The following is a 24,086-nucleotide window of genomic DNA, read 5'->3' on the forward strand; positions in this document are numbered from 1 at the left end:
CGGGCGGGCCTCTCAGACCGCCAGGCAGCTGGGGCCGAGGAGTTGCTTGAGGTCGCCGAAGAGGGCCGGGTCGGACTTCACCCGGTGCCGGTCCAGCCGCAGGACGGTGGTCTTGTTCCGCCCCTCCAGCCGCAGGCGGACCTCGGTGGTGCCCTTGTGGTGGGTGAGGACCTCGCCGAGGCGGGCGACCAGCGGCGGGGTGATCCGGCCGCTGGGGATGTTGATGACGATCGGCGCCTCGGCGTGCGCGTTGGAGAGGTCCGGGACGGACAGCTCCATGCCCATCAGCCGCGGCACGTCCTCCCGCTTGTCGAGCTTGCCGCGGACGAACACCACGGCGTCCTCGACGAGTTGCGAGGAGACCAGCTGGTAGCTGGCGGGGAAGAACATGCAGTCGATGGAGCCGGCGAGGTCCTCGACGGTGGCGATCGCCCAGGCGTTGCCCTGCTTGGTCATCTTCCGCTGGAGGCCGGAGATGATGCCGCCGATGGTGACGATGGCACCGTCCGGGCGCTCGGCGAGGTCGGCGACGGCGCAGTCGGCCTTGTCGGCGAGGACGTGCTCGATGCCGTGCAGCGGGTGCGAGGAGACGTAGAGGCCGAGCATCTCCCGCTCCTGGGTGAGCAGGAAGGACTTGTCCCACTCCTCCTCGGAGAAGACCACGTCGAGGCCGAAGCTCGGCTCGTCGGAGACGGAGTCGCCGCCGAACAGGTCGAACTGGCCCTCGGCCTCCTTGCGCTTGACGCCGACCACGTTGTCGATCATCGGCTCGAACTGCGCGGTGAGGCCCTTGCGGGTGTGCCCGAGGGAGTCGAACGCGCCGGCCTTGATGAGGGATTCGACCGTCCGCTTGTTGCAGACCACCGACTCGACCTTGTCCAGGAAGTCCGGGAAGGAGGCGAACTTCCCCTTGGACTTGCGGGTGCGGATCATCGACTCGACGACCGGGCCGCCGACGTTGCGGATGGCGGTGAGGCCGAAGCGGACGGTGTCGTTGCCGTGCGGGGTGAAGTCGGCGTCGGACTCGTTGACGTCCGGCGGCAGGACGCTGATGCCCATCTTGCGGGCCTCGTTGAGGTAGACCGCGGACTTGTCCTTGTCGTCCTTGACCGAGGTGAGCAGGCCGGACATGTACTCGGCCGGGTAGTTGGCCTTGAGGTAGGCCGTCCAGTAGGAGACCAGCCCGTAGCCGGCGGTGTGCGCCTTGTTGAACGCGTAGCCGGAGAAGGGGACGAGGACGTCCCACACGGCCTGGATCGCGGCGTCGGAGTAGCCGTGCTCGCGGCAGCCCTTCTGGAAGGGGACGAACTCCGCCTCCAGGATCTCCTTCTTCTTCTTGCCCATGGCGCGGCGCAGCAGGTCGGCCTGGCCGAGCGAGTAGCCGGCGAGGATCTGCGCGGCCTTCTGGACCTGCTCCTGGTAGACGATCAGGCCGTAGGTGGGCTCGAGGATCTCCTTGAGCGGCTCCTCCAGCTCCGGGTGGATCGGGGTGATCTCCTGCTGGCCGTTCTTGCGCAGCGCGTAGTTGGTGTGCGAGTTGACGCCCATCGGACCGGGGCGGTACAGCGCGAGGACGGCGGAGATGTCCTCGAAGTTGTCGGGCTTCATCAGGCGCAGCAGCGAGCGCATGGGGCCGCCGTCGAGCTGGAAGACGCCGAGCGTGTCGCCGCGGGCGAGGAGTTCGTAGGTCGGCTTGTCGTCGAGGGGCAGATCAAGGAGGTTGATCTTGATGCCCTTGTTCTTCTCGATCGCCTTGACGGCGTCGTCCATGATCGTCAGGTTGCGCAGGCCGAGGAAGTCCATCTTGAGAAGGCCGAGGCCCTCGCAGGTGGGGTAGTCGAACTGCGTGATGGTGACGCCGTCGGTGTGCCGGGTCCAGACCGGGATGTGGTCGGTGAGCGGCTCGGCGGACATGATGACGCCTGCGGCGTGCACGCCGGGCTGGCGGATCAGACCCTCGATACCGCGGGCGGTGTCGATGACCTTGCGGACGTCCGGGTCGGTCTCGTACAGGCCGCGGATCTCGCCGGCCTCGCTGTAACGGGGGTGCGAGGGGTCGGTGATGCCGGACAGCGGGATGCCCTTGCCCATGACGTCCGGCGGCATCGCCTTGGTGATCCGGTCGCCCATCGCGTACGGGTAGCCGAGGACGCGCGAGGAGTCCTTGATGGCGGCCTTCGCCTTGATGGTGCCGTACGTGACGATCATGGCGACCTTGTCGGAGCCCCACTTCTCCGTCACGTAGCGGATCACGTCGCCGCGCCGGCGCTCGTCGAAGTCGATGTCGACGTCGGGCATGGAGATGCGCTCGGGGTTGAGGAAGCGCTCGAAGATCAGGCCGTGCGGGATCGGGTCGAGGTCGGTGATGCCCATGGCGTAGGCGACCAGCGAGCCGGCGGCCGAACCACGGCCCGGGCCGACCGCGATGCCCTGGCTCTTCGCCCACATGATGAAGTCGGCGACCACGAGGAAGTACGCCGGGAACCCCATCTGGATGATGGTGTCCATCTCGTACTCGGCGAGCTTCTTGTGCTCCTCGTCGTAGCCGCCCGGGAAGCGCCAGTCCATGCCCTCCCAGACCTTGGACTTGAAGAAGTCCGCCTCGGACTCGAAGCCCTCCGGGATGGGGAAGCGCGGCATCAGGTTCTTGAACTCGAACATGCCGGCGGTGTCGACGCGGGAGGCGACCAGCAGCTGGCTGTTGCGGCAGCCCTCCTGCCAGGCGTCGGAGGTGTCCAGGCCGTACATCTCGGCGGCCGACTTGATGTAGTAGCCGGTGCCGTCGAAGCGGAAGCGGTCCGGGTCGGAGAGGTTCTTGCCGGTCTGCACGCACAGCAGCAGGTCGTGCGCGCCGGCGTCGCCCTCGGTGGTGTAGTGCGAGTCGTTGGTGACCACCGGCGGGATGTTCAGCTTCTTGGAGATCTCCAGGAGGCCGTCGCGGACCCGCTGCTCGATGTCGAGCCCGTGGTCCATCAGCTCCAGGAAGTAGTTCTCCTTGCCGAAGATGTCCTGGTAGTCCGCGGCGGACTTCACCGCCTCGTCGAACTGGCCGAGGCGCAGCCGGGTCTGCACCTCACCGGAGGGGCAGCCGGTGGTGGCCATCAGGCCGGCCGCGTGCTCGGCGATGATCTCCTTGTCCATCCGGGGCCACTTCACCAGCCAGCCCTCGGCGTAGGAGCGCGAGGTCAGCTTGAAGAGGTTGTGCAGGCCCTCCTTGTTGCGGGCCCAGATGGTCTTGTGGGTGTAGGCGCCGGACGCCGAGACGTCGTCCTTCTTCTGGTGCGGCTGGCCCCAGAGGATGCGCTTGGTGTTGGAGCGGGAGTCCGGGGCGACGTACGCCTCGATGCCGATCACCGGGGTGATGCCGGCGGCGGTGGCCTGCTTGTGGAACTCCGCGGCACCGTACATGTTGCCGTGGTCGGTCATCGCGACGTGGGTCTGCCCGAGCCGCTCGACCTCCTTGAAGAGCTGCTTCAGCCGGGCGGCGCCGTCCAGCATCGAGTACTCGGTGTGGACGTGCAGGTGCGCGTACGGCTGGTCGCTCAAGGCGGGGCCTCCGGAGTCTCGGCATGATCGGAACCGGGCGCGAAACAGGTAAGGCCCGAGCCACCCTCAGGGCCCGGACCACGGCTTCCGCGTCGCGGCACCGAGTCTAGTCCCCCGTCGCACCCGCCCCGGGACACGGCACGAATGCTCTGCTCGCCCCTCACGTCGTTCCCCTCACTTTCGGGCGCCGGCGGGTCACGTTCGACGGTCGCCGGGTCACGGAAGGAGACCCGGGGTTCCGGCCCGGCCGTTCACGCCGATAGCCTCTGGCGCACTGACGTGCGAGGAGGGGTTCCATGGCATTCGGCCCGGTGGTGCAGCAGCGGGCGCGAGGCGGAGGGCTGACCGCGATCGGTGTGCTGGCGCTCGTCCAGCTGGCCTCCGAGCTCGGCGTGCTCGCCTACGACATCGCGCAGAAGGGCCCCGGCTACCTGCTGACCGCCCTGGGCATCTCCTACGCGGACTACGTCGACGCGCCGGTCGGCTTCTTCGCCTACGACACCGGCTACTGCGTGGCCCTGGCCGCCCTGGCGATCGGCGCCTTCGTGGGCGGCCGCTGGGTCCGCCCGGCGGCCGTCGCGCTGACCTCGGTGACCGGCTTCGCCGCCCTCGGCCAGATCCTGAACCAGGTGGTCTACTCGGCCTCGCGGCGGACCTTCGCCGAGCCGGTCAGCCACCTGTGGCTGAACATGACCCTGCTGCTCACGGTGGGCATCGCGATCGCCGTCGCCGCGATCGTCGGCGCGACGCGCCCGGCCGCCCCGGCCGCCCCCGCCCCGGTAGCCTTCCACCCGTACGTCCCCGCGCAGCGCCAGGCCCACCCGCCGATACCGCCGACGACGCCGCCCGGTCCCCCGTCGGCGCCGCCCGCGCCGCCGAACGCCTGAACCGCGGCCGCCCGCCGCGCGTCCTTCCCCCACGGACCGGACGGCACCACCGACAGACCGCACCGATTGGAAGGCCCATGCCCGACCAGCCCACCGTCGCCGACCGCGAGCCGGAGCGCGCGGAAACCGTCCTGCGGGTCTTCGAGTCCGCGTTCGGGGAGCTGCTGGCACAGGACCCGGCCGCGTTCCGGGTGAAGTTCCGCAAGATGGCCGCCTCGGCCTTCGCCTTCTACCGGGGCACCGCCGCGCTCTTCTACGCCGACCTCACCACCGACCCGTACCGGGAGTACGGCGCCCGCTTCCTCGACGAGCGCACCGGCCGGGTCTGGATCCACGGCGACCTGCACGCCGAGAACTTCGGCACCTACCTCAACGCCGAGGGCCGGCTCGTCTTCAACGTCAACGACTTCGACGAGGCCTACGTCGGCGCCTTCACCTGGGACGTCCAGCGGCTCGCCGCCAGCCTCGCCCTGATCGGCTACGCCAAGGCGCTCTCCGACGACACCATCAGCGGCCTGGTGCACGCCTTCGCCGCCGCCTACCGCGGCCAGATCGCCGCGCTGGCCGGCAACGGCGACGCCGCCCAGTTCACCCTGGACACCGCGGACGGACCCATCCTCGACACGCTGCGCCGCGCCCGGCTGCAGACCCGCGTCGAACTCCTCGACGCGGAGACCGTCGTCGAGGGCTGGGACCGCCGGTTCCGGATCGGCGGCGGCGCCTTCCAGCTGGACGCGGTCACCCGCACCGAGGTGCTGGCCGCCTTCGAGCGCTACCTGGAGACCCTGCCGCCCGCCTCCCGCACCCGCCCCGACGCGCTGCGCGTCAAGGACGTCTGCGGCCGCCGCGGCATCGGCATCGGCAGCGCCGGCCTGCCCTCGTACAACCTGCTGCTGGAGGGCCACACCGACGCCCTCGAGAACGACGTGATCATCTACATGAAGCAGGGGCAGACGCCGGCCGTCTCCCGGCACGTCACCGACCCCGCGATCCGCGGCTACTTCGAGCACGAGGGCCACCGCACCGTCATCTCGCAGCGCGCCCTGCAGGACCACAGCGACCCGTGGCTCGGGTACACCACCCTGCACGGCCGCGGCCAGCTCGTCGCCGAGGTCTCCCCGTACGCGGCCGACCTCGACTGGACGGACCTCAACGAGCCGGACGACCTGCGCACCATCACCGAGTACCTCGGCCGGGCCACCGCCACCATGCACGCCGCCGCCGACGAGTCCTCCAGCGGCCACAGCCTCGTCCCGTTCTCCACCGAGCACGCCATCGACAAGGCGATCGCCGCCGACGAGGACGGCTTCACCGGGATGCTCGTCGACTTCGCCCACGCCTACGGCGACCGCGCCCGCCGCGACCACCAGCTCTTCGTCGACCTCTTCCGCAACGGCCGCATCCCGGGGCTGTAGGCCTCCTCGGGAACATGCTGAGGGCCCGGTGGGCCGGCACGGTCTCCCGTGCCGGGCCGCCGGGCCCTCGGTCCTGTCCGTGCGCGCCCGTTACTGCAGCTGGAGGGCGTTCCAGTCCCAACCCGCACCGGCGGGGACGGTGTAGCTGGGCAGGCTGAACGCCTGGATGTGGCCCTCGGCATCGGCGAGGCCCGTGTGCATGGTGATCGAACCGTCGCCCTGGTGGTAGATCAGGGCGAGGTCGGTGCGGTGGTCACCGTTGAAGTCACCCACGATGAACCGGCTGGAGTCCCAGTCCCAGTTCCCGGCAGGGACGGTGTAGCCGACGGTGAACGGATTGAACCCGCCGTCCGCCTTGGCCGGAGCGGTGTAGAAACCGATCGCGCTGCTGGCGTACCGGTACGCCATGATCGCATCCGCCCGGCCGTCACCGTTCGCATCACCCGCGTACAGCCGGATCGCGTTCCAGTCCCAACCCGCGCTCGCCGGCACGGTGTACGAGGGAAGACTGAACGCCTGGATGTGACCCTCGGCGTCCGCCAGACCCGTGTGCAAGGTGATCGAACCGTCGCCCTGGTGGTAGATCAGGGCGAGGTCGGTGCGGTGGTCACCGTTGAAGTCACCCACGATGAACCGGCTGGAGTCCCAGTCCCAGTTCCCGGCAGGGACGGTGTAGCCGACGGTGAACGGATTGAACCCGCCGTCCGCCTTGGCCGGAGCGGTGTAGAAACCGATCGCGCTGCTGGCGTACCGGTACGCCATGATCGCATCCGCCCGGCCGTCACCGTTCGCATCACCCGCGTACAGCCGGATCGCGTTCCAGTCCCAACCCGCGCTCGCCGGCACGGTGTACGAGGGAAGACTGAACGCCTGGATGTGACCCTCGGCGTCCGCCAGACCCGTGTGCAAGGTGATCGAGCCGTCGCCGTGGTGGTACATCAGGGCGAGGTCGGTGCGGTGGTCACCGTTGAAGTCACCCACGATGAACCGGCTGGAATTCCAGTCCCAGTTGCCCTTCGGCACGATGTAGCCGGCCGTGATGGGGTTGAAGCCGCCGTCCGGCTTGCTCAGCGAGGTGAAGAACCCGATCGAGCTGTCGGCGTAGTGGTACGCCATGAGGGCGTCGGCCCGGCCGTCACCGTTCGCGTCACCGGCCGTCACGGCGCTGAGCACCGTCTGCTTGACCCAACCGCCGAGGTCGTCGACGCGGGTGCCGTAACTGCCGGTGCGGGTCTCGGTGGTGGGGGTGCCGAGGCAACCGCCCTGCCAGGACCGGCTGGTGACGGCGACCAGGGCGGGCTTGTTGTTCTCGGTGCGCCACAGGGGGGCTCCGGCGTCGCCCTTGCAGGCGGTGGGGTCCGTCGTCGCCTTGGGGCCGAGGTCGAGGCCCGCGGCCTGGACGGCGCCGGTGGTGTAGGTGCCGGTGTGAGGAGCGGCGGGGACCCACGCGCTCGTGGTGCGACCGTAGCCGGCGCTCTGGAGATCCTGACCGGCCGTCGGCACGGTGGTGGAGAGCGCGATGGGGGCGATGTCGTTGACCGGCGCGGCAAGCCGGGCCATCACGAGGTCGCGGTCCGCGTGAGGCACGAGCTCGACCACATCACGGACCTGGCCTGCACTGGTGGTCAGGTCGGCGCGACCGACGGTGGCGACCGTCTTGTCCTTGGGCGCACCGGCCGCGACGTCGATCGACTGGGCGGGGTCGTCGGCGAAGCAGCTCTTGGCGGTGGCGACCCACAGCGCGTCGACGAGCGCGCCGGTGCAGGAGCGCTTGCCGCCGCCGATGTCGAGCTTGGTGGTGAACGCGACGGAGGGATCGGCGGCCCGGCCCGCGGCAGGCGGGGTGCTGGAGCCGGTGACGCGCAGCTCCAGCAGGACGGCCTTGGACGTCTGCCCGGCCCCCTCGCCCACACCGACGGCGGCGTCCGCAGCCACGTCAACGGTCTGGGCCTTGCCGTCGATGGTGATGCCCGCCTGCAGGGTGCGCCCGATGCTCTCCACCCGGAAGGCATCGGGGACCTTCAACGAGAGGTATCCGGTGGAGTACGGCGCGGCGAAGCATATGCGGTTCAACGGAGTCCGCAGGGTGCGGCCCCAGACCGCCACCTGGTGCGGCGCGTCGCACGAGGTGTAGGTGATGCGTCCGTCACCCCTGAGCAACGTCGCACCGCCGGTCGCCTGCAGGATCTCCTCGGCACCCGGATAGGTACCGTCCTCCACCGTGAAGGGTGCCGCAGCATTGGCGGCCGGCTCGGAGGCGGCGGCGAGCGGAGCGGGAGCGCCCAGAACGGTCACGGCCAACGCCGTCGCCGCTGCGGGAAGCCATCGGCGTATGTGTGGAGCCATCGACTCACTTTCAAAATCGGAATGCGCCCCTCCATGCCAATGGCGGCACGGTGGAGCCGTCGCGGTCACTGGATCATAGCGTTCACAACTGACTGTGATTCACAATATTTTCAAGGGACGAAACATGACTGAACAACAGAGATCTGAACCATCTTGCCTCAGTCAATTCGGCCGCGATTCAGTGAAGTTGACATGAATGCCAGCCGTCCGATCCGCCCGGCTCCCGACGAGGAGGGCTCCTGGCAATTTGACCTATTCCGGACCTGGACGCAGGAGTGGGTCTGCGGGGACACCCGGTTCCACCCGCAGTCGGCGGCGAGCGTGGTGCGCGCCGGCCTGCACATGGTGGAGGCAGTAGCGCGTCGTGGCCGGGTCGGCGAGTTGGAGGCCGAGCAGGCGGGACCGAGCCGTCCAGGTCGCGGCCGAGGTTCGCGGCGATCACCCGTCCAACCCGCAGTCCGCCGCCAACACGAGGGCCGGGGCGGTCTCTCATCACGCCACGGGGCCCGGGACCCGGCACCGGGACTGTGCCGGTCCCGGGCCCCGGGTGTGTGCCGTCCGCCGGATCAGTACTTGGCGAACCAGCCCGCCAGGTCCACGATGGCATGGCTGTGCGAGGCGTGGTTGTACAGGTCGATCTGACCGCCGCCGGTGGCGACCGTGGCGTGGGCCGAGAGGAGCTGGCCCGCGGTGAAGTTCAGGTCGCTGGTGGCGGGCCGGGTCGTACCGTGCGGGTACAGGGAGAAGAAGCCGGCGCTGTCACTGCCGACCGTGGTGGCGTTCACGACGACCGCGTCCGCACCGCCCGGCAGGCCGCCGATCGCCACCGACTGGTCGAAGGCGACCGGAGCGCCGTTGTTCTGACGGCTGTCCAGCAGGCGGGTCGGGCTCACCGGGTGGAACAGCTCGGTGGCGTTGGCGCCGTAGTAACCGGCGATGTCGACGATCACGTTGGCGTTGCCGGCCCAGCTGTTGTACAGGGTGATCTTGCCGCCCGCGCCGATCGGCACCACGGCCTGGTTGGAGACGATCGCACCGGCCTTGAAGTTGATGTTCGAGGTGCTCGGGCGGACGCTTCCGGCCGGGTACGCGGTGAAGTAGCCGTCCGCGGCCGGGGCCACGGCGGTCAGGGTCACCACGGCCGCCTTCGCGTCGGCCGGGACACCGGCCGCACCCGTGATCTGGACGTCCTTGGTGGTGTTCGGGGCGAGCGGGCCGCCGCTGTTCCGGCTGTCCAGCAGACGGCTCGGCGTCACCGGGGCGTACTTGTTCTCACCGGTCGGGGCGTAGTAGCCGGCGACGTCGACCAGCACGTCGAAGTCGTTGGTGTTCGTCCACAGGTAGACCTTGCCGTCCGGGCCGACCGGCGCGGTCACCAGGTTGGCCACGGTCTGACCCGCCGCGAAGTTGACCGACGAGGTGGTGGGCTTGGCCTTGTCGTTCGCCTCGGCCACGACGAAGCCGGCGGCGGTCGGGTTGACCACCGTCAGGTTCAGGACCGCTGCGGTGGCGCCCTGCGGCAGCTTGAACGGGCCGGTGCCGTCCTGGCCGAGGTTCAGGACCTTCTCGCTGCCGCCCTGACCCGTGACCGCCGCCCAGGTGCGACCGCCCGAGCTCCGGGTGTCGAGCACCCGGGTCGAGGTCACCGGGGTGAACTTGGACGCCGGGTAGATGCCGGCCTCCTTCTGGAACCACTGGGTCAGGTCGTCGACCCGGGTGTCGTAGGCGCCGCTGTGCTCGGTCTCCGCGGAGTCGAGGCAGCCCTTCTGCCAGGACCGGCTGTTGACGGCCACCAGCTCGTAGCGGTACTGGTGCGGACCGACGGCGGCGTCGGGGGTCAGGTCGATGCTGTTCACGGCCGGACCACCGGCGGCACCCTTGCAGACCAGCCCGTTGCCGGGGCCCGGGTCCGGGGACTTCGGGGCGAGGTCGACGCCGGTCGGAGCGACCGCACCGACCTGCATCACCGAGCTGCGGCCGAGGTCGTGGGTCCAGTCGTCGGCCGTGCGCTCGAAGCCGCCGACCGTCAGCAGACTCCCGGCCGCCGGGGCGGCAGTCGCGATCTGCATGGGTGTCACGTCGCGGATCGGGGTGGCCAGGCGGGCCAGCACGAGATCGCGGTCGGTGCGCGGAACCAGCTCGACGACGTCGTAGGTGGACGGCAGCGGAGGATCGCTCAGCCGGATCCGGGAGATGGTGGCGGTGGTCTTGTCCGCGGGCGCCCCGGCGGGCACGTCGAGGCCCTGCTCCGGCTTGTCGACGAAGCAGCTCGCGGCGGTGAGGACCCACGACGGGTCGACGAGGGTGCCGGAGCAGCTGCGCTTGTCCCCGACCGTGATCCTCATCATGGTCTCGAGCGGGTCGGTCCGGCCGGGAAGCGTTCCGTGCTCGGGAGGCGGACCCGCGGGAACACCCGCCACGGCACCGGTGATGCGCAGTTCGAGCAGAACGGACCGGGAGGCCGGGTTCGACCCCGCCTCGCCCACGCCGACGGCGGTGTCCGCGGGCACGTCGACCGTCTGGGCCTTGCCGTCGGTGGTGAGGCTGGCCTGCAGGGTACGGCCGGTGGTCTCCAGCCGGAACGTGTCGGGGACGTTCAGCGCGAGGTAGCCGGTGGAGTACGGCGCGGCGAAGCAGATGCGCTTCATGGTGTCGGAGAGGATGGAACGGGCCCAGACCGCCACTTGGTGCGGCGAGGCGCACGAGGTGTAAGTGATGTGCCCGTCGCCCCGGAGCAACGTCGCACCGGTGGTCTGCAGGATCTCCTGGGCCCCCGGGTAGGCGCCGTCCTCCACCGCGAAAGGTGCCGCAGCATTGGCGGTCGGCTCGGAGGCGGCGGCGAGCGGAGCAGGCGCACCGAGAACGGCCGCGGCCAACGCCGTAGTTGCTGCCGGAAGCCACCGGCGTATACGTGGAGCCATTGACTCACTTTCAAATCGGTATGCGCTCTTCCGCTTTGCTGCAAACGAAGGAGCCGTTGCAACCACCGGATCATAGCGGCCACCAACAACAGACTGTTCATCAGCGCGGGTCCGACAGACAGAACATGACGATTCGCCACATGACTGCCCAACGGATTGATGTTGATTCGACTACGGCTTGCCGGACTTGACATGATTCCTCGCCGGCCAGTTCGACCGGCTCTCACGAATGAGGGGGATTCCTTGCGTTTTGACATATCCTGGACCGCTGGACACGGGAGGAGGTTCTTGGGCGCGCGCAGTGTCGGACGGGTCCTGCCGCTGGCTCTGTTGGCCGGGCTGCTGTCAACTGCGCCGGCAGTGGCGGAGGACCCGACTCCGGCCGGCCTGGGCGCCACCGACCGCGGGAAGGTCGTGCAGTTCTGGCAGGACGGCGGACCTGCCGTCAAGGCGGCTGCCGAAGCCGCTCTGATCGCCTCCGGCCAGGATGCGATCGGCACCTTCCTGTCCTCCGGACGGGCCACGGCCCAGGAGCAGGACGACAGGGAGGCCGCCCTGCAGATCGTCGCGCAGGGCGGCCGTGCCCTGCGCGAGGCCGCGCAGCACGCCCTGGCGGGCAACGCGCAGGACCTGGACGCGTTCCTCAAGGCCGGCTGGCAGAAGCCCTTCGAGGAGGACCAGCTCGTCGAGGCCACCCGGATCGGTGATGGGCCGGGTGCGGGCCGGGGTCTGAAGGAGGCCGCGAACGCGGCGCTGAACGGCTCCGTCGACCGGGTACAGGAATTCCTGAACCACGACCAGTACGAGCTGCGCGACCAGGACGATCTGGTACGGGTGACGCAGCTGGAGAGCACGGGTGGCGTGGCGACGAAGCGTGCCGCGGCTTCGGCGCTGAACTCGTCGATGGATGACGTTCGAGAGTTCCTGCTGGTGGGCCAGTTCGTGTCGCGCTCGCACGATCAGGAATACGCGAGTATCGAGCAGATTGTCGAGCAGGCGCGGGTGGCCGGCGAGCAGGCCGAGCGGGAGGCGGCGGCGGCCAAGGACGCGTCCGACCGCGCTATCGCCGCAGCGCAGCTGGCGAAGGAAGCGGCCGAGCGGGCCGCGGCCGAGTTGCGGGCTGCCCAGAGTGACGCCGCACGGGCGATCGAGGCCAGTCGGCGGGCGGCCGAGGCGACCCGTCGAGCGGCGGATGCTGCGGCGTCGGCGGTGAGTGCGGCGCGTAAAGCCGCTGCCGCCGCGCGTCTCGCCAACGTGACCGCCACCAACGCCGCTTCCGCTGCGGCCGACGCGTCCGAGGCAACCAGCAAGGCATTGAAGGCAGCTGCGGCCGGTACGGTAGACGCGGCGACGATCCACCAAGCCGAGTACTACGCGCAGATGTCCTCTACCACGGGTGACTGGGCAAACCGGGCCACGAACGCGGCAGCTGCCGTGGAGAAGGTGGCCGGCGCGCTCAAGGATCTGACCGGGACGTTGAACGCGGCACTGGCGGCCGCGGACGAAGCAGGTACCCTCGCCGAACGGTCGGGGGCGTCCGCGGCTGAGACGAAGGCCGCCGCGGCGTCGGCGCGCCGGTATGCCGCGGAGGCGTCCCGGGCGTCCGGCGTCGCATCGAAGCTGGCATCCGATGCCGGTAAGGCGGCGGCGCAGGCGCGGGACGCCGCGAGGTCCGCGTCCGGCCACGCGAGTGCGGCCGCCCAGGCGGCGCGGGAGGCCACCTCACACGCGGGGGACGCTGCGCAGGCCACCGAGCAGGCGAGGATCCACTCGGAGGCGGCGAAGGCTGCAGCGAACGCCGCGACCGCGGCCGCGCAGCAAGCAGTCGACATCGAGCAGGCCGCGCGCAAGGCCGACGACGAGGAGATCGCTGCGCGTACGATCGCCGGTCGCAACCATGCCGAGGACCTGAGCGCCGCCTACCAGCAGGCACAGGCCGAGACAAACCGGGTCCAGGCCGAGGCGCAGAAGCTCGACCAGGACGCCGTGGCGCTGGCGGCCCGAGCCGCCCAGCCAGGCGCGGACCTCGGCCAAGTGGTGGCCGACGGCCGGCGAATGGCCGTGGCCACAATGAAGGTCGGTCGTCCCTGGAGCAGCGCGGCGGCAGCCTACGCGCTCGCCGGTTCCGACAATGCAATGGCCAACTACGCCCGCACCGGCTGGCAGAACGCTCGCAGCAGCGACGAGCGCAAACAGGTTCACGAAATCCTCCTCACAACGCCCTACGACGCGGTGCGTACGGCGGCGAAAACCGCCTACGCGGGTGACGCCACACAGGTCCACGCGTTCCTCGAGACCGGCCAGCATCTGGCGGCGTTCACCGACTACCAGGTCGAGGCCAGCCGGATCGCCCAGTACGGCGGGCCCGATGTGAAGCAGGCAGCCGCAGCTGCCCTCAATGCCGGCACCCCCAAGGCGCTCGTCTCCTTCCTCACGACCGACCAGTACGCGGCACGGGAGACCGACGACCGCGTCTTGGCCGCCCAACTCGCCCAGAACGGCGGAGCCGAGGTCAAAGCAGCAGCCGAAGCAGCCCTTGTCAGCCCACCCGGTATCTTGCGCACGTTCATCGAGTCCGGCCAGTTCCAGGCTCAGCGTCAGGACCAGCTGATCGCTGCCCATCTCGCACAGGTCTCACAGGCCCTCGCAGAGGCGGCCGACGTGGCGGCCAAGGCCAGGCAGAGCGCCAGCGAAGCGCTGCGGGTGTACGCGCTGGCGCGCAATGCCACGGAGGAATCAGCCGGGTATGCAGCCCAGGCCCAGGCGGATGCGGCCGATGCGACGAAGGCGGCCAAGCAGGCCCGGGATGCAGCGGACAAGGCCGAGGCCTCGGCGAAGAAGGCTGCCGAGTACGCGAAGGCGGCGAACCAGGCCCGACAGCGGGCCACCAAGAGCGCGAATGAGGCCGCCGATTCCGCGATCTGGGCCCAGTCGAGTGCTGCTGCGGCGGCCACGAGTGCGGCCAAGGCCTACGCTGTTGCGGCTGCCGCACAGATCGTCGCCGAACAGGCTGGAAAAGACGCCAAGTCCGTCAACGACATCTTCCAGAACGCCCTGACACAGGCCAAGGCGGAACAGTTCAGGACTCAGTACGGTCCCGGATGGAACCCGATGATGCTGTCGGCTCTGCCGCCGTACATGCGGAGCGTCATCGCCTTCAACAATCTCCCGATTGACCAGAAGCTCAAGATCGCAATCGAGCTCGCGCACCTCGAACTCGATCTGCTGTCGTCACTTCCGATCGTTGGCGTACCGGCCGGCCTGGCCAACTGTGTCAGCTACGGCCTGGAAGGCTTGACGGGTGAGACCGACAAGTACACGGATGCCGCACTGTCCTGCGCCACCACGGTACCGATCGCCGGGTGGGGTGCACTGGGAGTCAAGCTGGAGAAGTGGGGGGTGCGGGCGTCAAAGATCAGTGAGGCTCTCCAGGGACTCTGGCGGAAGCTCGATGACCTCCCCCCCTGCCTGACAAAGCCGAAGAACAGCTTCCCCGCCGGCACCCGGGTCCTGATGGGTGACGGCACCACCAGCCGCCCGATCGAGGAACTCCATGTCGGCGACTCGGTTTTGTCCACTGATCCAGTAACTGGTGAGACCGGCCCTCGGAACGTCGATGCTACGATCCTCACGCCAGATGACCGTGAGTTCACAACCCTCAAGATTGACGGCTCCGGCGGAACGGCCAACTACCTGACAGCAACAAGTCACCATCCCTTCTGGTCCGAAATCCGCCACCAGTGGATCGATGCCGAAGATCTCGTGACAGGTGACACGCTACGCACGAGCAGCGGATCGACCGTTCCCGTTGCCGAGGCCAGGAATTGGAATGCACGGAAGCCCGCCTTCAACCTGACCGTTGACGAGCTTCACACTTACTATGTACTCGCCGGCAGCATCCCAGTTCTGGTGCACAACGCAGACTGCTGGACGGTCTCGGATGAAATTCTCGATGACATTTTCGACGACCACGGACCAGAGATCCTCCAAGGTGTCGAATGGAACGTAGCGCGCTACAATGAAGGGGCAACCAATCATGCGGTGAATGGGATTGGAACGGATCCGAAAAAGCTTGCGGAATACCTGTCCCTCCCGTGGAAGTTCGGCTATAGGGACACCGAGACGAACAACCTGGTTCATTATGACGAAGCCCGAAAGATCATCCTGATCAAGACATCCAAAGATATCCACGCCTACAACCTTTCGCCAGATTCCTGGAAGAATTCTGTCGGCTCCAGGTATGTGGAACTTTAGAAACGCGAGGCGGTCAAGTCAATTGCACGGTGAAATGACCAAAGGGGAGTATGTCATCCGCCTGAATCGAAGGGAAGTTGTAACCATTCTTTCTGCAATGATCACGGCGAGCGAGATGACCAAGTCAGATGCCGCCTTCTTGGATTTTGTTGGATGCACAAGGGAGGAATTCTCCGCCCTGACGGAAGAAGTTGCTAATATCGCTCGTCTTGGGCCCCCCGTGTAGCGGATTGACGGATTCTCCAACTCGAGATCATGGTGTGACCGCCACGATCAGCAAGGCCGCTTGGGCCTGTCCGATCGGCTGATCAGTCGGGCCGCCCGCATGTTTCCGCGCGGGCGGCCCGACCTACCGGCTTGTGGAGTTCCCCGGTTCGTAGAGCCGCAGATCTGTGAAGCGAGCCGGGACCGCCTGTCACACTTCCAGCACCGAATCCGGTCGGGTACCGGATGCGCCGTTCGGTGTCGTTCAAGAACGCGGTGCACACGCGGTCGACGGCCCCTTCAGGCCCGCAGCCCCCTGCGGACGACGAACCGCAGGCCCGAGTACGTCCCGTCGACCGCGCACACCTTGGTGTCGACCAGACCGGTCGGCAGGGCGACCTCCCGCAGGACGTCCTCGGTCACATCCGTGGGCACGCCCGAGGCTCGCTTGGGCCAGGCGATCCACAGGCCCGCGGCCGGGCGCATGGCGGCCCGCAGCTCGGCGAGGCGGGCGGTGAGGTCGGCCCGGTCGGCGGGGAACCAGAGGGCGGTGTCGAAGGGGGCCGCCCGGTCCGGACGGTGCTGGACCAGCAGGCCGTCCGGGAGGCCGGGGATCGTGAAGCCCTCGGGGGTGTCCGCGAGCAGCAGGGTGTGGCTCGGCTCGATGCCGAGCTTGCGGGCGAGCGGGGTGCCCGAGTGGCCGGCCGCGGCGGGCACGGTCAGCCGTCCAGCTCCGCGAGGAACGCCAGGGCGGTGGCCCAGGTGCGTTCGGCGGCCTCCTCGTCGTAGTCGGGGAGCTCCGGGTCGGTGTAGATGTGGCCCGCGCCGCGGTAGCGGTGGACCTCGACGTCGGCGCCGGCCTTGGTCATCCGCAGGTACCAGGCGTTCAGCCAGTCCTCCGGCTCGAAGGGGTCGGGCTCGGCGACGTGCAGCTGGACGGCGACCGAGGTGGCGGCATCGTCGCGGATGTCGGAGGTGCCGTGCAGCAGGAGCAGGCCGGCCGCGTTGGTGTCGGCGAGGGCGAGGTTCTGGGCGAGGGCGGCGCCGAGCGAGAGGCCGGCGTAGACCAGGCCGGGCCCGCCCTGGCCGAGCAGCGGGGCGGCGGCGTGGACGGCGCGGCGCAGCAGTTCGTCGGTGGTGATCTCGTCCTTGTACGCCATGCCGTCCTCGACGGTGTCGAAGACCCGGCCGTCGTACAGGTCGGGGGTGTGCACCTGGTGTCCGGCGGCGCGGAGCCGGTCGGCCGCGGCGTGGACGGCCGGGCGGAGTCCGTAGGCGGAGTGGAAGAGGACGATCTGGGCCACGGGGTGCTCCTGCGTGCTGGGAGACGTGCTCGGGGACGGTGCGATCTCCCATGATCCCCCACGGCGCCGGCAAAGGGCGGGCCCGGCCCGCCGGGGTGCGGCGGGCCGGGCGCGGGCGCCGGAGAGAGCGGGCGCCGGCAACAGCGGCTGTCAGGAGGTCTCGACCCAGACCCCGTCGAAGCCCTGCTTGGCGTACAGGCTGACGAAGTTCCAGCCGGCGGGCGGGTTGGTCACGGTGAGCGTCTCGGCGTTGCCGGTGGCGGCCGACTTCACGGTGTAGGCGGTGTTGGTGGCCCAGTTGGTGTTGCTGTAGTAGAGGTCGGCGTCGCCGGTACCGCCGCCGCTGGTGACGGTGAGGCGGGCGGTGCCGGCGGGGACCCACAGGTAGAGGTAGCGGTGGTCGCCGGTGGGCGAGGCGAGGTTGCTGCGGCGGCAGCCGGGCTCCAGGCGGCGGGTGTCGGGGTCGGTGCACTCGGGGCGGCCGCAGCCGGTGGGGGTGCAGGTGCCGAGCCAGCGGTCGAAGTCGGCGTCGTAGCGGGTGCCGATGGTCCCGGTGAGCAGGGTGCGGGCGCCGGCCCAGTCGCCGGTGCGGTAGCGGGCGAGCAGGGTGTCGACGTCGGCGCGGTGCGTCTCGATCATGTAGCGGACGGCCAGGTAGCCCCAGTTGTAGATGCGGGTGGAGTCGGCGTTGTCGTAGGTGGTGTCGAAGAGGGTGCTGAGCCGGTAGGTGTGCTTGCCGGCCTGGGTGAGGGCGTCGGTGTAGGTGGCGCCGCGGTAGGAGTAGGAGACGTACTCGGCGAAGCCCTCCACCCACCAGATGGTGGGCGTGGTGGTGCCGGCCGCGAAGTCGCCGTACATGTCGAACCGGCCGTCGAGGTAGTGGGTGTACTCGTGGTTGAGGTTCCAGATCTGGAAGTCGGGGCGCAGCCACTCGGCCTCGTGGGCGATGAACCGGGGCTGGTTGCCGGCGGCGGAGGGGTCGCCCTCCAGGTACATGCCTCCGTTGTCGGTGCTGATGCCGTAGACGGCTCCGGCATAGGTGCGGTAGTCGGTGCTGGAGTGGAAGACGACGACCTCGATGGTGGTGTTGCGGTCGCCGGCGACCGGGCCGTTGTCGCGGACGATGCCGTGCACATAGGCGTCCTGGCCGGCGAGGCTGGTGCAGGTGGCGGTGAGCTGGTCGGCCGTCATCTGCTGGGCGAGGATGCGGATGCTCGGGCTGCAGGTGCGGGTGACGGTGAGGACGGCGGCCTTCAGCCGGTTCGCGAGGTCGCAGGTGCCGTAGTAGGCGCACTGGGCGGCGTCGTACTCGGCGGCCATCTCGGCGAGGCCGACCCAGAGCTGGGCGGTGGGGCCGGTCATCGCGGTGCGGCCGAGCAGGTCCTTGACCAGCGGGCGGACGGCGGCCTGGAGTTCGGGGTGCTGGAGGAAGCGGGCGAGTTCCCGGCCGGCGTTGGAGACGAGGTAGCCGCGGTCGCCGCCGAGCATCCCGAGGTGGGCGGTCGCGAAGGCGCCGAGGGTGTCGAGGACGCCGTGGTCGGCGGCGACGGCGGCGACGAAGTCGGGTGACTGGTGGCCGCGCCAGAGCACCGTGTAGGTGTTGTTGACGGCGTTGAGCATCCACCAGGAGGCGTCGTAGCGGGTGTCGTAGTCGGTGAGCAGGCGCCGGACGACGGCGAGGTAGCGGGCGTTCTCGCCGGAGCTGTCGATCAGGGTGACGGCCTCGGAGAGGGTCTGGCCGTTGGCGTCGGTGACGTCGCGGGAGTGGGGGGCGGCGAAGAAGGCGTCGAGGGCGGCGCGGATCGAGCCCTGCAGGGCGGTGCCGTAGCTGCCGACGTCGCCGGAGTGGTACCACTGCACGTAGTAGCCGGCCCGCAGGTAGAGCACCAGTTGGGCGGCGGAGGTGCTGTTGTCGCCGGGGTAGGCGGTGGAGACGTCCCGCAGGGCGTCGGCGACGGAGACCATCTGGGCCTCGCGGAAGGCGCCGCGGGCGTCCGTGCCGGTGAGGGTGAACAGGGTGTTGATGCAGCCGGTGTCGGCGGCCTTCACCGCCTGGACGAGGGCGGCGCCGGTGCGGCCGGTGAAGTCGCCGACCGAGCAGGCGGCGGCCGCGGTGCGGGGCGCGACGGCGGGGGAGTCGGCGGTGCGGGGCTTGTCCCGCCGGGTGGCGGCGGCGTCGTAGGCGGGCTGGGGGGCCCGTTCGGCGGGACGGGTGTGGGCGGCCTCGGCGGGGGCGAGCGCCGTCCTGGGCTGCTGGACGGTGGCCGGGCTCGGGGCGGGGCCGGTGCGGCCGGTGGTGTCGGTGCGGTTGGTGGTGCCGGGGTGCTGCGGGGTGCTCGGAACGGCCTGGCTCGGGGTGGAGATCAGCAGACCGAGCGTCAGGCAGCAGACGAGGGCGAGGGCGAGCCGCCGCAGGGCGCGCAGGGGTGAGGGTATCCGGGAGGTGTGCACGTGGGGGCCTCCGGGCCTGGTGAATCGGCCGCGTGGGGGCGGCCGTTGACGGTGACGGGCAGGGCGGAGCGGTCCGCACGGCTCCGCTGTCCGTGAAGGTGTGACATGTACAATTGCACGCGTCACATGGCATGGGAAGTCCTTGCGCAGGCCCAAGTTCGCTTCGCAGACTCCCGGTTGGGCCTGAGCTGCGGCAAAGCGGCGTGGACATGAAGAGTCAGGGAATAGTCGTCCCAAAGTATGGACATCTGATTACCAGCCAGTAGCCTCTGACGCTGTGACAGAGACCACCGACTCCGTGTCCCCCGCCGTCGCCCGGCCGCGCCGCCGCCGCGTGCTGAAGGCCGCCGCCCTCACCGCCGGTGCCGCCGTCCTGCCGATCGCCGCGGGCACCGCGCCGGCCACCGCCGCCACCGCTCCGCAGTTCCTGCACGGCGTCGCCTCCGGCGACCCGCTCGCCGACGGCCTCGTGCTCTGGACGAGAGTGACGCCCACCCCGGACGCCGTCCCCGGGTCCGGCGCCGGCCCGGCCACCGAGGTCGTGTGGCAGATCGCCACCGACAAGTCCTTCACCTCGGTGCGCGCCAGCGGCACGGTCACCACCGCCGCCGCCACCGACCACACCGTCAAGGTGGACGTCCGCGGTCTGACCGCCGACACCGTCTACTGGTACCGGTTCACCGCGGGCGGGGTCTCCTCCCCCGTCGGCCGCACCCGCACCGCACCCGCCGCCGACGCCGCCCTCGACCGGCTGCGGCTCGGCGTCGCCTCCTGCGCCAACTGGGAGGCCGGCTACTTCTCCGCGTACCGCCACCTCGCCGCCCGCGGCGACCTCGACGTCTTCCTCTTCCTCGGCGACTACATCTACGAGTACAAGACCGGCGAGTTCTGCGCCGCCGGCAAGGTCGTCCGCCCGCACGACCCCGCGCACGAGATCACCACCCTCGCCGACTACCGCACCCGTCACGGCAGGTACAAGACCGACCCGGACCTGCAGGGCCTGCACGCGATCGTGCCGACCGTCGCCATCTGGGACGACCACGAGTTCGCCAACGACGCGTGGTCCGGCGGCGCCGAGAACCACACCCCCGGCACCGAGGGCGACTGGTCCGCGCGGATGGCCGCCGCCAAGCAGGCCTACTTCGAGTGGATGCCCGTCCGCCCGTCGATCGCCGGCACCACCTACCGCCGGCTGCGCTACGGCAAGCTCGCCGACCTGCACCTGCTCGACCTGCGGTCGTTCCGCTCCCAGCAGGTCAAGGTCGGCAGCGGCGACGTCGACTCCGCCGACCGCACCATGACCGGCCGCGCCCAGCTCGACTGGCTGAAGTCCGGCCTCTCCGCCTCCGACACCACCTGGCGGCTCATCGGCAACGAGGTGATGATCTCCCCCGTCGCCTTCCTCTCACTGCCGGACTACCTACTGCGGCCGATCGCCAAGCTGCTCGGCCTGCCCGGCGAGGGCCTCGCGATCAACCCGGACCAGTGGGACGGCTACACCCACGACCGCCGCGAGCTCCTCGGCCACCTGAAGGACAACGGCATCGGCAACACCGTCTTCCTCACCGGCGACATCCACTCCGCGTGGGCCGCCGACGTCCCGAGCGAGGCCGCCACCTACCCGGCCTCGGGCAGCGTCGCCACCGAGTTCGTCGTCACCTCGGTCAGCTCCGACAACATCGACGACTACCTGAAGGTCGCTCCGCAGACCCTCTCGCTGGTCGCGGCCGCCGCCATCCAGGCGGCCAACCGCCACATCAAGTGGGTCGACCTCGACTCGCACGGCTACGGCGTCCTCGACATCACCCCGCAGGCCGTGCAGATGGACTACTACATCCTCTCCGACCGCACCCGGCGTGACGCCACCACCAAGTGGACCCGCTCCTACCGCACCCGCACCGGTACCCAGCAGGTCGAACGGGTCTGGTCCCCCGTCAAGTGACCCAGACGCGCCCGCCCGCGGCAGGAGAGGCCGCGGGCGGGCGCCCCTTCGCCCCTTACGCTCCGGGCGCGAAGCGGGCGAGCAGGTCTCCGGCGGTGAGCCGTTCGACCTCTTCGGGGGCGGCGTCGAAGGGGCCCGGGTAGAGGCGGTAGGCGGAGCCGGACAGCTTCTCCGGGGCGGGGACGTCGCCGTCCACCAGGGCGACGAACGCCAGGGTGCCGGCCAGGCGTTCGGTGGCGCCGGCCCGCTCGGCCGCGTCCGGGCCGACGAGCTGCCGCAGGCGGGCGGCGAAGGCGTCCACCGGCTCGTCCTCGTGGCGGCGCCAGCTGCGTAGTCCCGCGCCGTCCCGGCCGCGGACGAGCACCTCGTCGGCGCCGGCGGCGGCCTGCGCGACGGCGAGGTCCCACAGGGTGGCCCGGTTGCCCGGGGAGAAGTGGTCGAGGACGTCCTTGGAGAGCCGGCCGACCTCCTCGCTGTACCGGCGGACGCTGTGGAAGCCGCCGTCCGCCCCGGTGTTGAGGTCCGTCCAGGTGTAGCGGCGGTCCGCCAGGTCGACGATCATCGGGACGCAGACCTTGGCGTCGCCCATCAGGTCGAGCCGCTGCCGGACGGCCTTCGGGTCGTAGTGACCGGCGCCGCGGTCGGCCGCGGAGAGCTGGATGAAGCCCGCGAAGGCGTCGGTGAGCTGCTCGAAGGCGACGTCGTTGTAGCTGAAGACGATCATCACCGCGTAGCGGCTGCCGGCGGCGGCGAGCCGGCCGAGGTCCAGGTCGACGAACTCGGTGGCGCCGTGCGGCGGTGGTGCGGAGACGAAGTCCCCGGAGTGGACGGCCGCCCGGTCGCCGTGCACCAGCTCGGTGTAGTCGCACAGCCCGGTGAACCGCCACTCGGCGTCGTACAGCGCGACCGAGAGGTCGAGGTCCACCCGCAGGTGCTCGGGCTGCATCCAGTGCAGGAACAGCCGCAGGCGCTCGCCCGCGGGCAGGCGCTGCCGGCTGCCGCGCGGGACGGCGACCAGGGTCTTGGCGGCGGCCCGCTCGGCGAACGGCACCACCAGGTCGGCGAGGCCCTCGTCGATCAGGGCGAGGTCGTAGCGCTCCCCCGTGCACCGCCGCAGCAGTTCGGCCTCGACGGCCGCCACGACGGGCCGGGCGAGTTCGGCCGGGACGACGGTGCCGTGGTCCTCCCGGGCGTGCGCCAGGGAGACGGTGCCGCGCGGGAAGTACAGCCGGCGCTCGCCCTGTTCGCGGTGGCCGCGCAGCCGGCCGTAAGCGCCGAGCAGCGGGCCGGGGGCGGCGCCGCGCAGGGCGTCGGTGACGGTGCGCAGCACGTCCGCGGGCAGTGGTTCGCCGGGGGCGGTGGCGGCCTGCACCCGGAGCAGGTGGTGCAGGCGGCGGGCGAGTTCGCCGGGCCGGGCGGCCAGGGTGCGGGCCGCGCCGGCGACGTCCCCGGCGGCGAGCCGTGACTCGGCCCGGCCGGCGAAGCCGGTGAAGCGGAGCCTGGTGCGGCCGCCGGCCTCCACCACCCGCAGCGGGTGCGGCGGTTCGGCGAACCCGGCGCCGACCGGGTGCTCCCGCAGGTCGGTCTCCCGCAGCAGCACGAAGGCCGCGGCGATCGTCGGGTAGCGGTCCCGGTACTCGTACGGGTGGAGGAGTTCGCCGGCCCGCAACCAGGCGGAGCGGTGGCGGCGCAGGTCCTCGGCGAGCGAGGGCAGCGGCAGGCCGTCGAGGATCGCCAGCAGGCCGCGGCGCAGCGGGCGGGGCAGGTTGCGCAGTCGCAGCCGCCGGGCGGTGGCGGGCAGCAGGTCGGGTTCGGCGCCGGACCAGGACCAGAGCAGCCGCAGCACGTCGGTGGCGGTGTCGATCCGTTCGGCGAGCACCGGCAGGGCGCCGTCCGGGTCGCGGCGCAGCAGGGCGGTGAGGACGACGGCCTTGGTCTCGCGGACGGGGATCTGCGCGGGGAGGCGCATCGCCAGGTCGTCGGGGGCGAGGGCGAGCAGTGCGGCGAGGTCCTCGCGGTCCTGCGGGTCGAGCGGGGTGCGGCGGGCGAGCAGCCGGGACAGCTCGGCGAGTGCGACGTCGAGGGTCTCGCCCTCGGCGAGGCGCAACGGGCGGAGCGTCTGCTCGCCGCCGAACTCCTCGGCGGCCTTGCGGCCGGCCGGGTTGTCCTCGCCGAGCCAGGGTTCGTCGGCGAGCGGGGTGGCGCACAACGGGCAGCGGTCGCCGCGTCCTCGGGCCGTCAGGCCGTCGTGGCAGCCGGGGCAGAGCAGGTGGGCGCAGGGGGCGAGGGCGGCGATGCCCGCCTCGGCGCCCGTCCGGCCGCAGTGCGCGCAGGGCTGGCGCGGCTGGTTGAGCAGGAAGGCGCGGATGCTGCGCGAGTAGAGGATGTGCGCGTGGTCGGGCACCGCGTCCGGGAACCGGTGGAACAGGGTGAGGTGCCGGCGGTCGGCGCCGAGCCGGTGGTCGATCCGGGCGAGCAGTCCGCCGCCGACGGCGGCCAGCGCGGTGGGCGTGAGCCGGGCCAGGGCGGCGCGCAGGCCGGCGGTGAGGAGGTGGCCGCGCTGGGCGAGGTCGGCGTCCAGGGCGACCAGGCCGGCGGTGCTCCAGGGGTCCGCGGCGGGCAGCAGGCCCGCGGTCGGGACACAGACGGCTCCGCGGCGGCGGAGCAGGAACGAATCGAGGTCGACGTCGACGTCAGCCGAGGCGACTCGGGTCATACGGAGAATCCCCCGGGGGATGCGAAGGCGGGAGAGGAAGAAGGGGGCGGAGAGGGGGCGCGCTGGTTCTTTTCGAGGAGGAAGGAGAAGGAAGCACGCC

General features: G+C 70.4%; 11 protein-coding genes. 4 read left to right on the forward strand and 7 right to left on the reverse strand.

The genetic code is table 11. The annotated features are described in order from the left end of the window. Positions 1-12 precede the first annotated feature (12 nt). Complete coding sequence (gene dnaE / locus AB0O09_RS25105) at positions 13-3,546, reverse strand: DNA polymerase III subunit alpha (protein WP_363544611.1); 3,534 nt, start codon at positions 3,544-3,546, stop codon at positions 13-15. A 296-nt stretch (positions 3,547-3,842) separates the two neighbouring features. Between dnaE and AB0O09_RS25110 the strand changes: the two genes are divergently transcribed. Beyond that, the gene (locus AB0O09_RS25110; protein ID WP_363544613.1) at positions 3,843-4,433 is read left to right on the forward strand and encodes a hypothetical protein; all 591 of its coding nucleotides are present in this window, start codon (positions 3,843-3,845) and stop codon (positions 4,431-4,433) included. A 77-nt stretch (positions 4,434-4,510) separates the two neighbouring features. Beyond that, positions 4,511-5,848, forward strand: coding sequence for a DUF2252 domain-containing protein (locus tag AB0O09_RS25115; protein WP_363544614.1), 1,338 nt, complete (start codon positions 4,511-4,513; stop codon positions 5,846-5,848). Positions 5,849-5,938: 90 nt separating this feature from the next. On the opposite strand, the gene AB0O09_RS25120 is transcribed toward AB0O09_RS25115, so the two are convergent. Together AB0O09_RS25120 and AB0O09_RS25125 are read right to left on the reverse strand one after the other, a co-directional pair. After that, positions 5,939-8,143, reverse strand: coding sequence for an FG-GAP-like repeat-containing protein (locus tag AB0O09_RS25120; RefSeq protein WP_363544616.1), 2,205 nt, complete (start codon positions 8,141-8,143; stop codon positions 5,939-5,941). A gap of 617 nt (positions 8,144-8,760) precedes the next feature. After that, positions 8,761-11,070, reverse strand: a complete 2,310-nt coding sequence (locus tag AB0O09_RS25125) for a trypsin-like serine protease (RefSeq protein WP_363544618.1) — start codon at positions 11,068-11,070, stop codon at positions 8,761-8,763. A 333-nt stretch (positions 11,071-11,403) separates the two neighbouring features. Here AB0O09_RS25125 and AB0O09_RS25130 point away from each other — a divergent pair, with 333 nt between their 5' ends. After that, on the forward strand, positions 11,404-15,369 hold the full coding sequence (locus AB0O09_RS25130) for a polymorphic toxin-type HINT domain-containing protein (RefSeq protein ID WP_363544619.1): 3,966 nt from the start codon (positions 11,404-11,406) through the stop codon (positions 15,367-15,369). A 504-nt stretch (positions 15,370-15,873) separates the two neighbouring features. Here AB0O09_RS25130 and AB0O09_RS25135 read toward each other — a convergent pair. From AB0O09_RS25135 to AB0O09_RS25145, 3 genes are all read right to left on the reverse strand, one after another. After that, positions 15,874-16,290, reverse strand: a complete 417-nt coding sequence (locus AB0O09_RS25135; RefSeq protein ID WP_363544621.1) for a DUF3052 domain-containing protein — start codon at positions 16,288-16,290, stop codon at positions 15,874-15,876. A 2-nt stretch (positions 16,291-16,292) separates the two neighbouring features. Further along, positions 16,293-16,877, reverse strand: a complete 585-nt coding sequence (locus tag AB0O09_RS25140) for a dienelactone hydrolase family protein (RefSeq protein ID WP_363544623.1) — start codon at positions 16,875-16,877, stop codon at positions 16,293-16,295. A 150-nt stretch (positions 16,878-17,027) separates the two neighbouring features. After that, positions 17,028-19,328 carry a M9 family metallopeptidase gene (locus AB0O09_RS25145; RefSeq protein WP_363544625.1) on the reverse strand — a complete coding sequence of 767 codons (2,301 nt, stop codon included), beginning with the start codon at positions 19,326-19,328 and terminating at the stop codon, positions 17,028-17,030. A gap of 277 nt (positions 19,329-19,605) precedes the next feature. Between AB0O09_RS25145 and AB0O09_RS25150 the strand changes: the two genes are divergently transcribed. Then, positions 19,606-21,270, forward strand: coding sequence for an alkaline phosphatase D family protein (locus tag AB0O09_RS25150; RefSeq protein ID WP_363544627.1), 1,665 nt, complete (start codon positions 19,606-19,608; stop codon positions 21,268-21,270). 55 nt (positions 21,271-21,325) lie between these two features. Here the strand turns inward: AB0O09_RS25150 and AB0O09_RS25155 are convergent, their stop codons facing one another. Beyond that, a complete protein-coding gene (locus tag AB0O09_RS25155; protein WP_363544629.1) occupies positions 21,326-23,986 on the reverse strand; it encodes an MXAN_6230/SCO0854 family RING domain-containing protein in 2,661 nt (886 codons plus the stop codon). Positions 23,987-24,086 lie beyond the last annotated feature (100 nt).

Source organism: Kitasatospora sp. NPDC093679 (assembly GCF_040683455.1).
GTDB lineage: Bacteria > Actinomycetota > Actinomycetes > Streptomycetales > Streptomycetaceae > Kitasatospora > Kitasatospora arboriphila.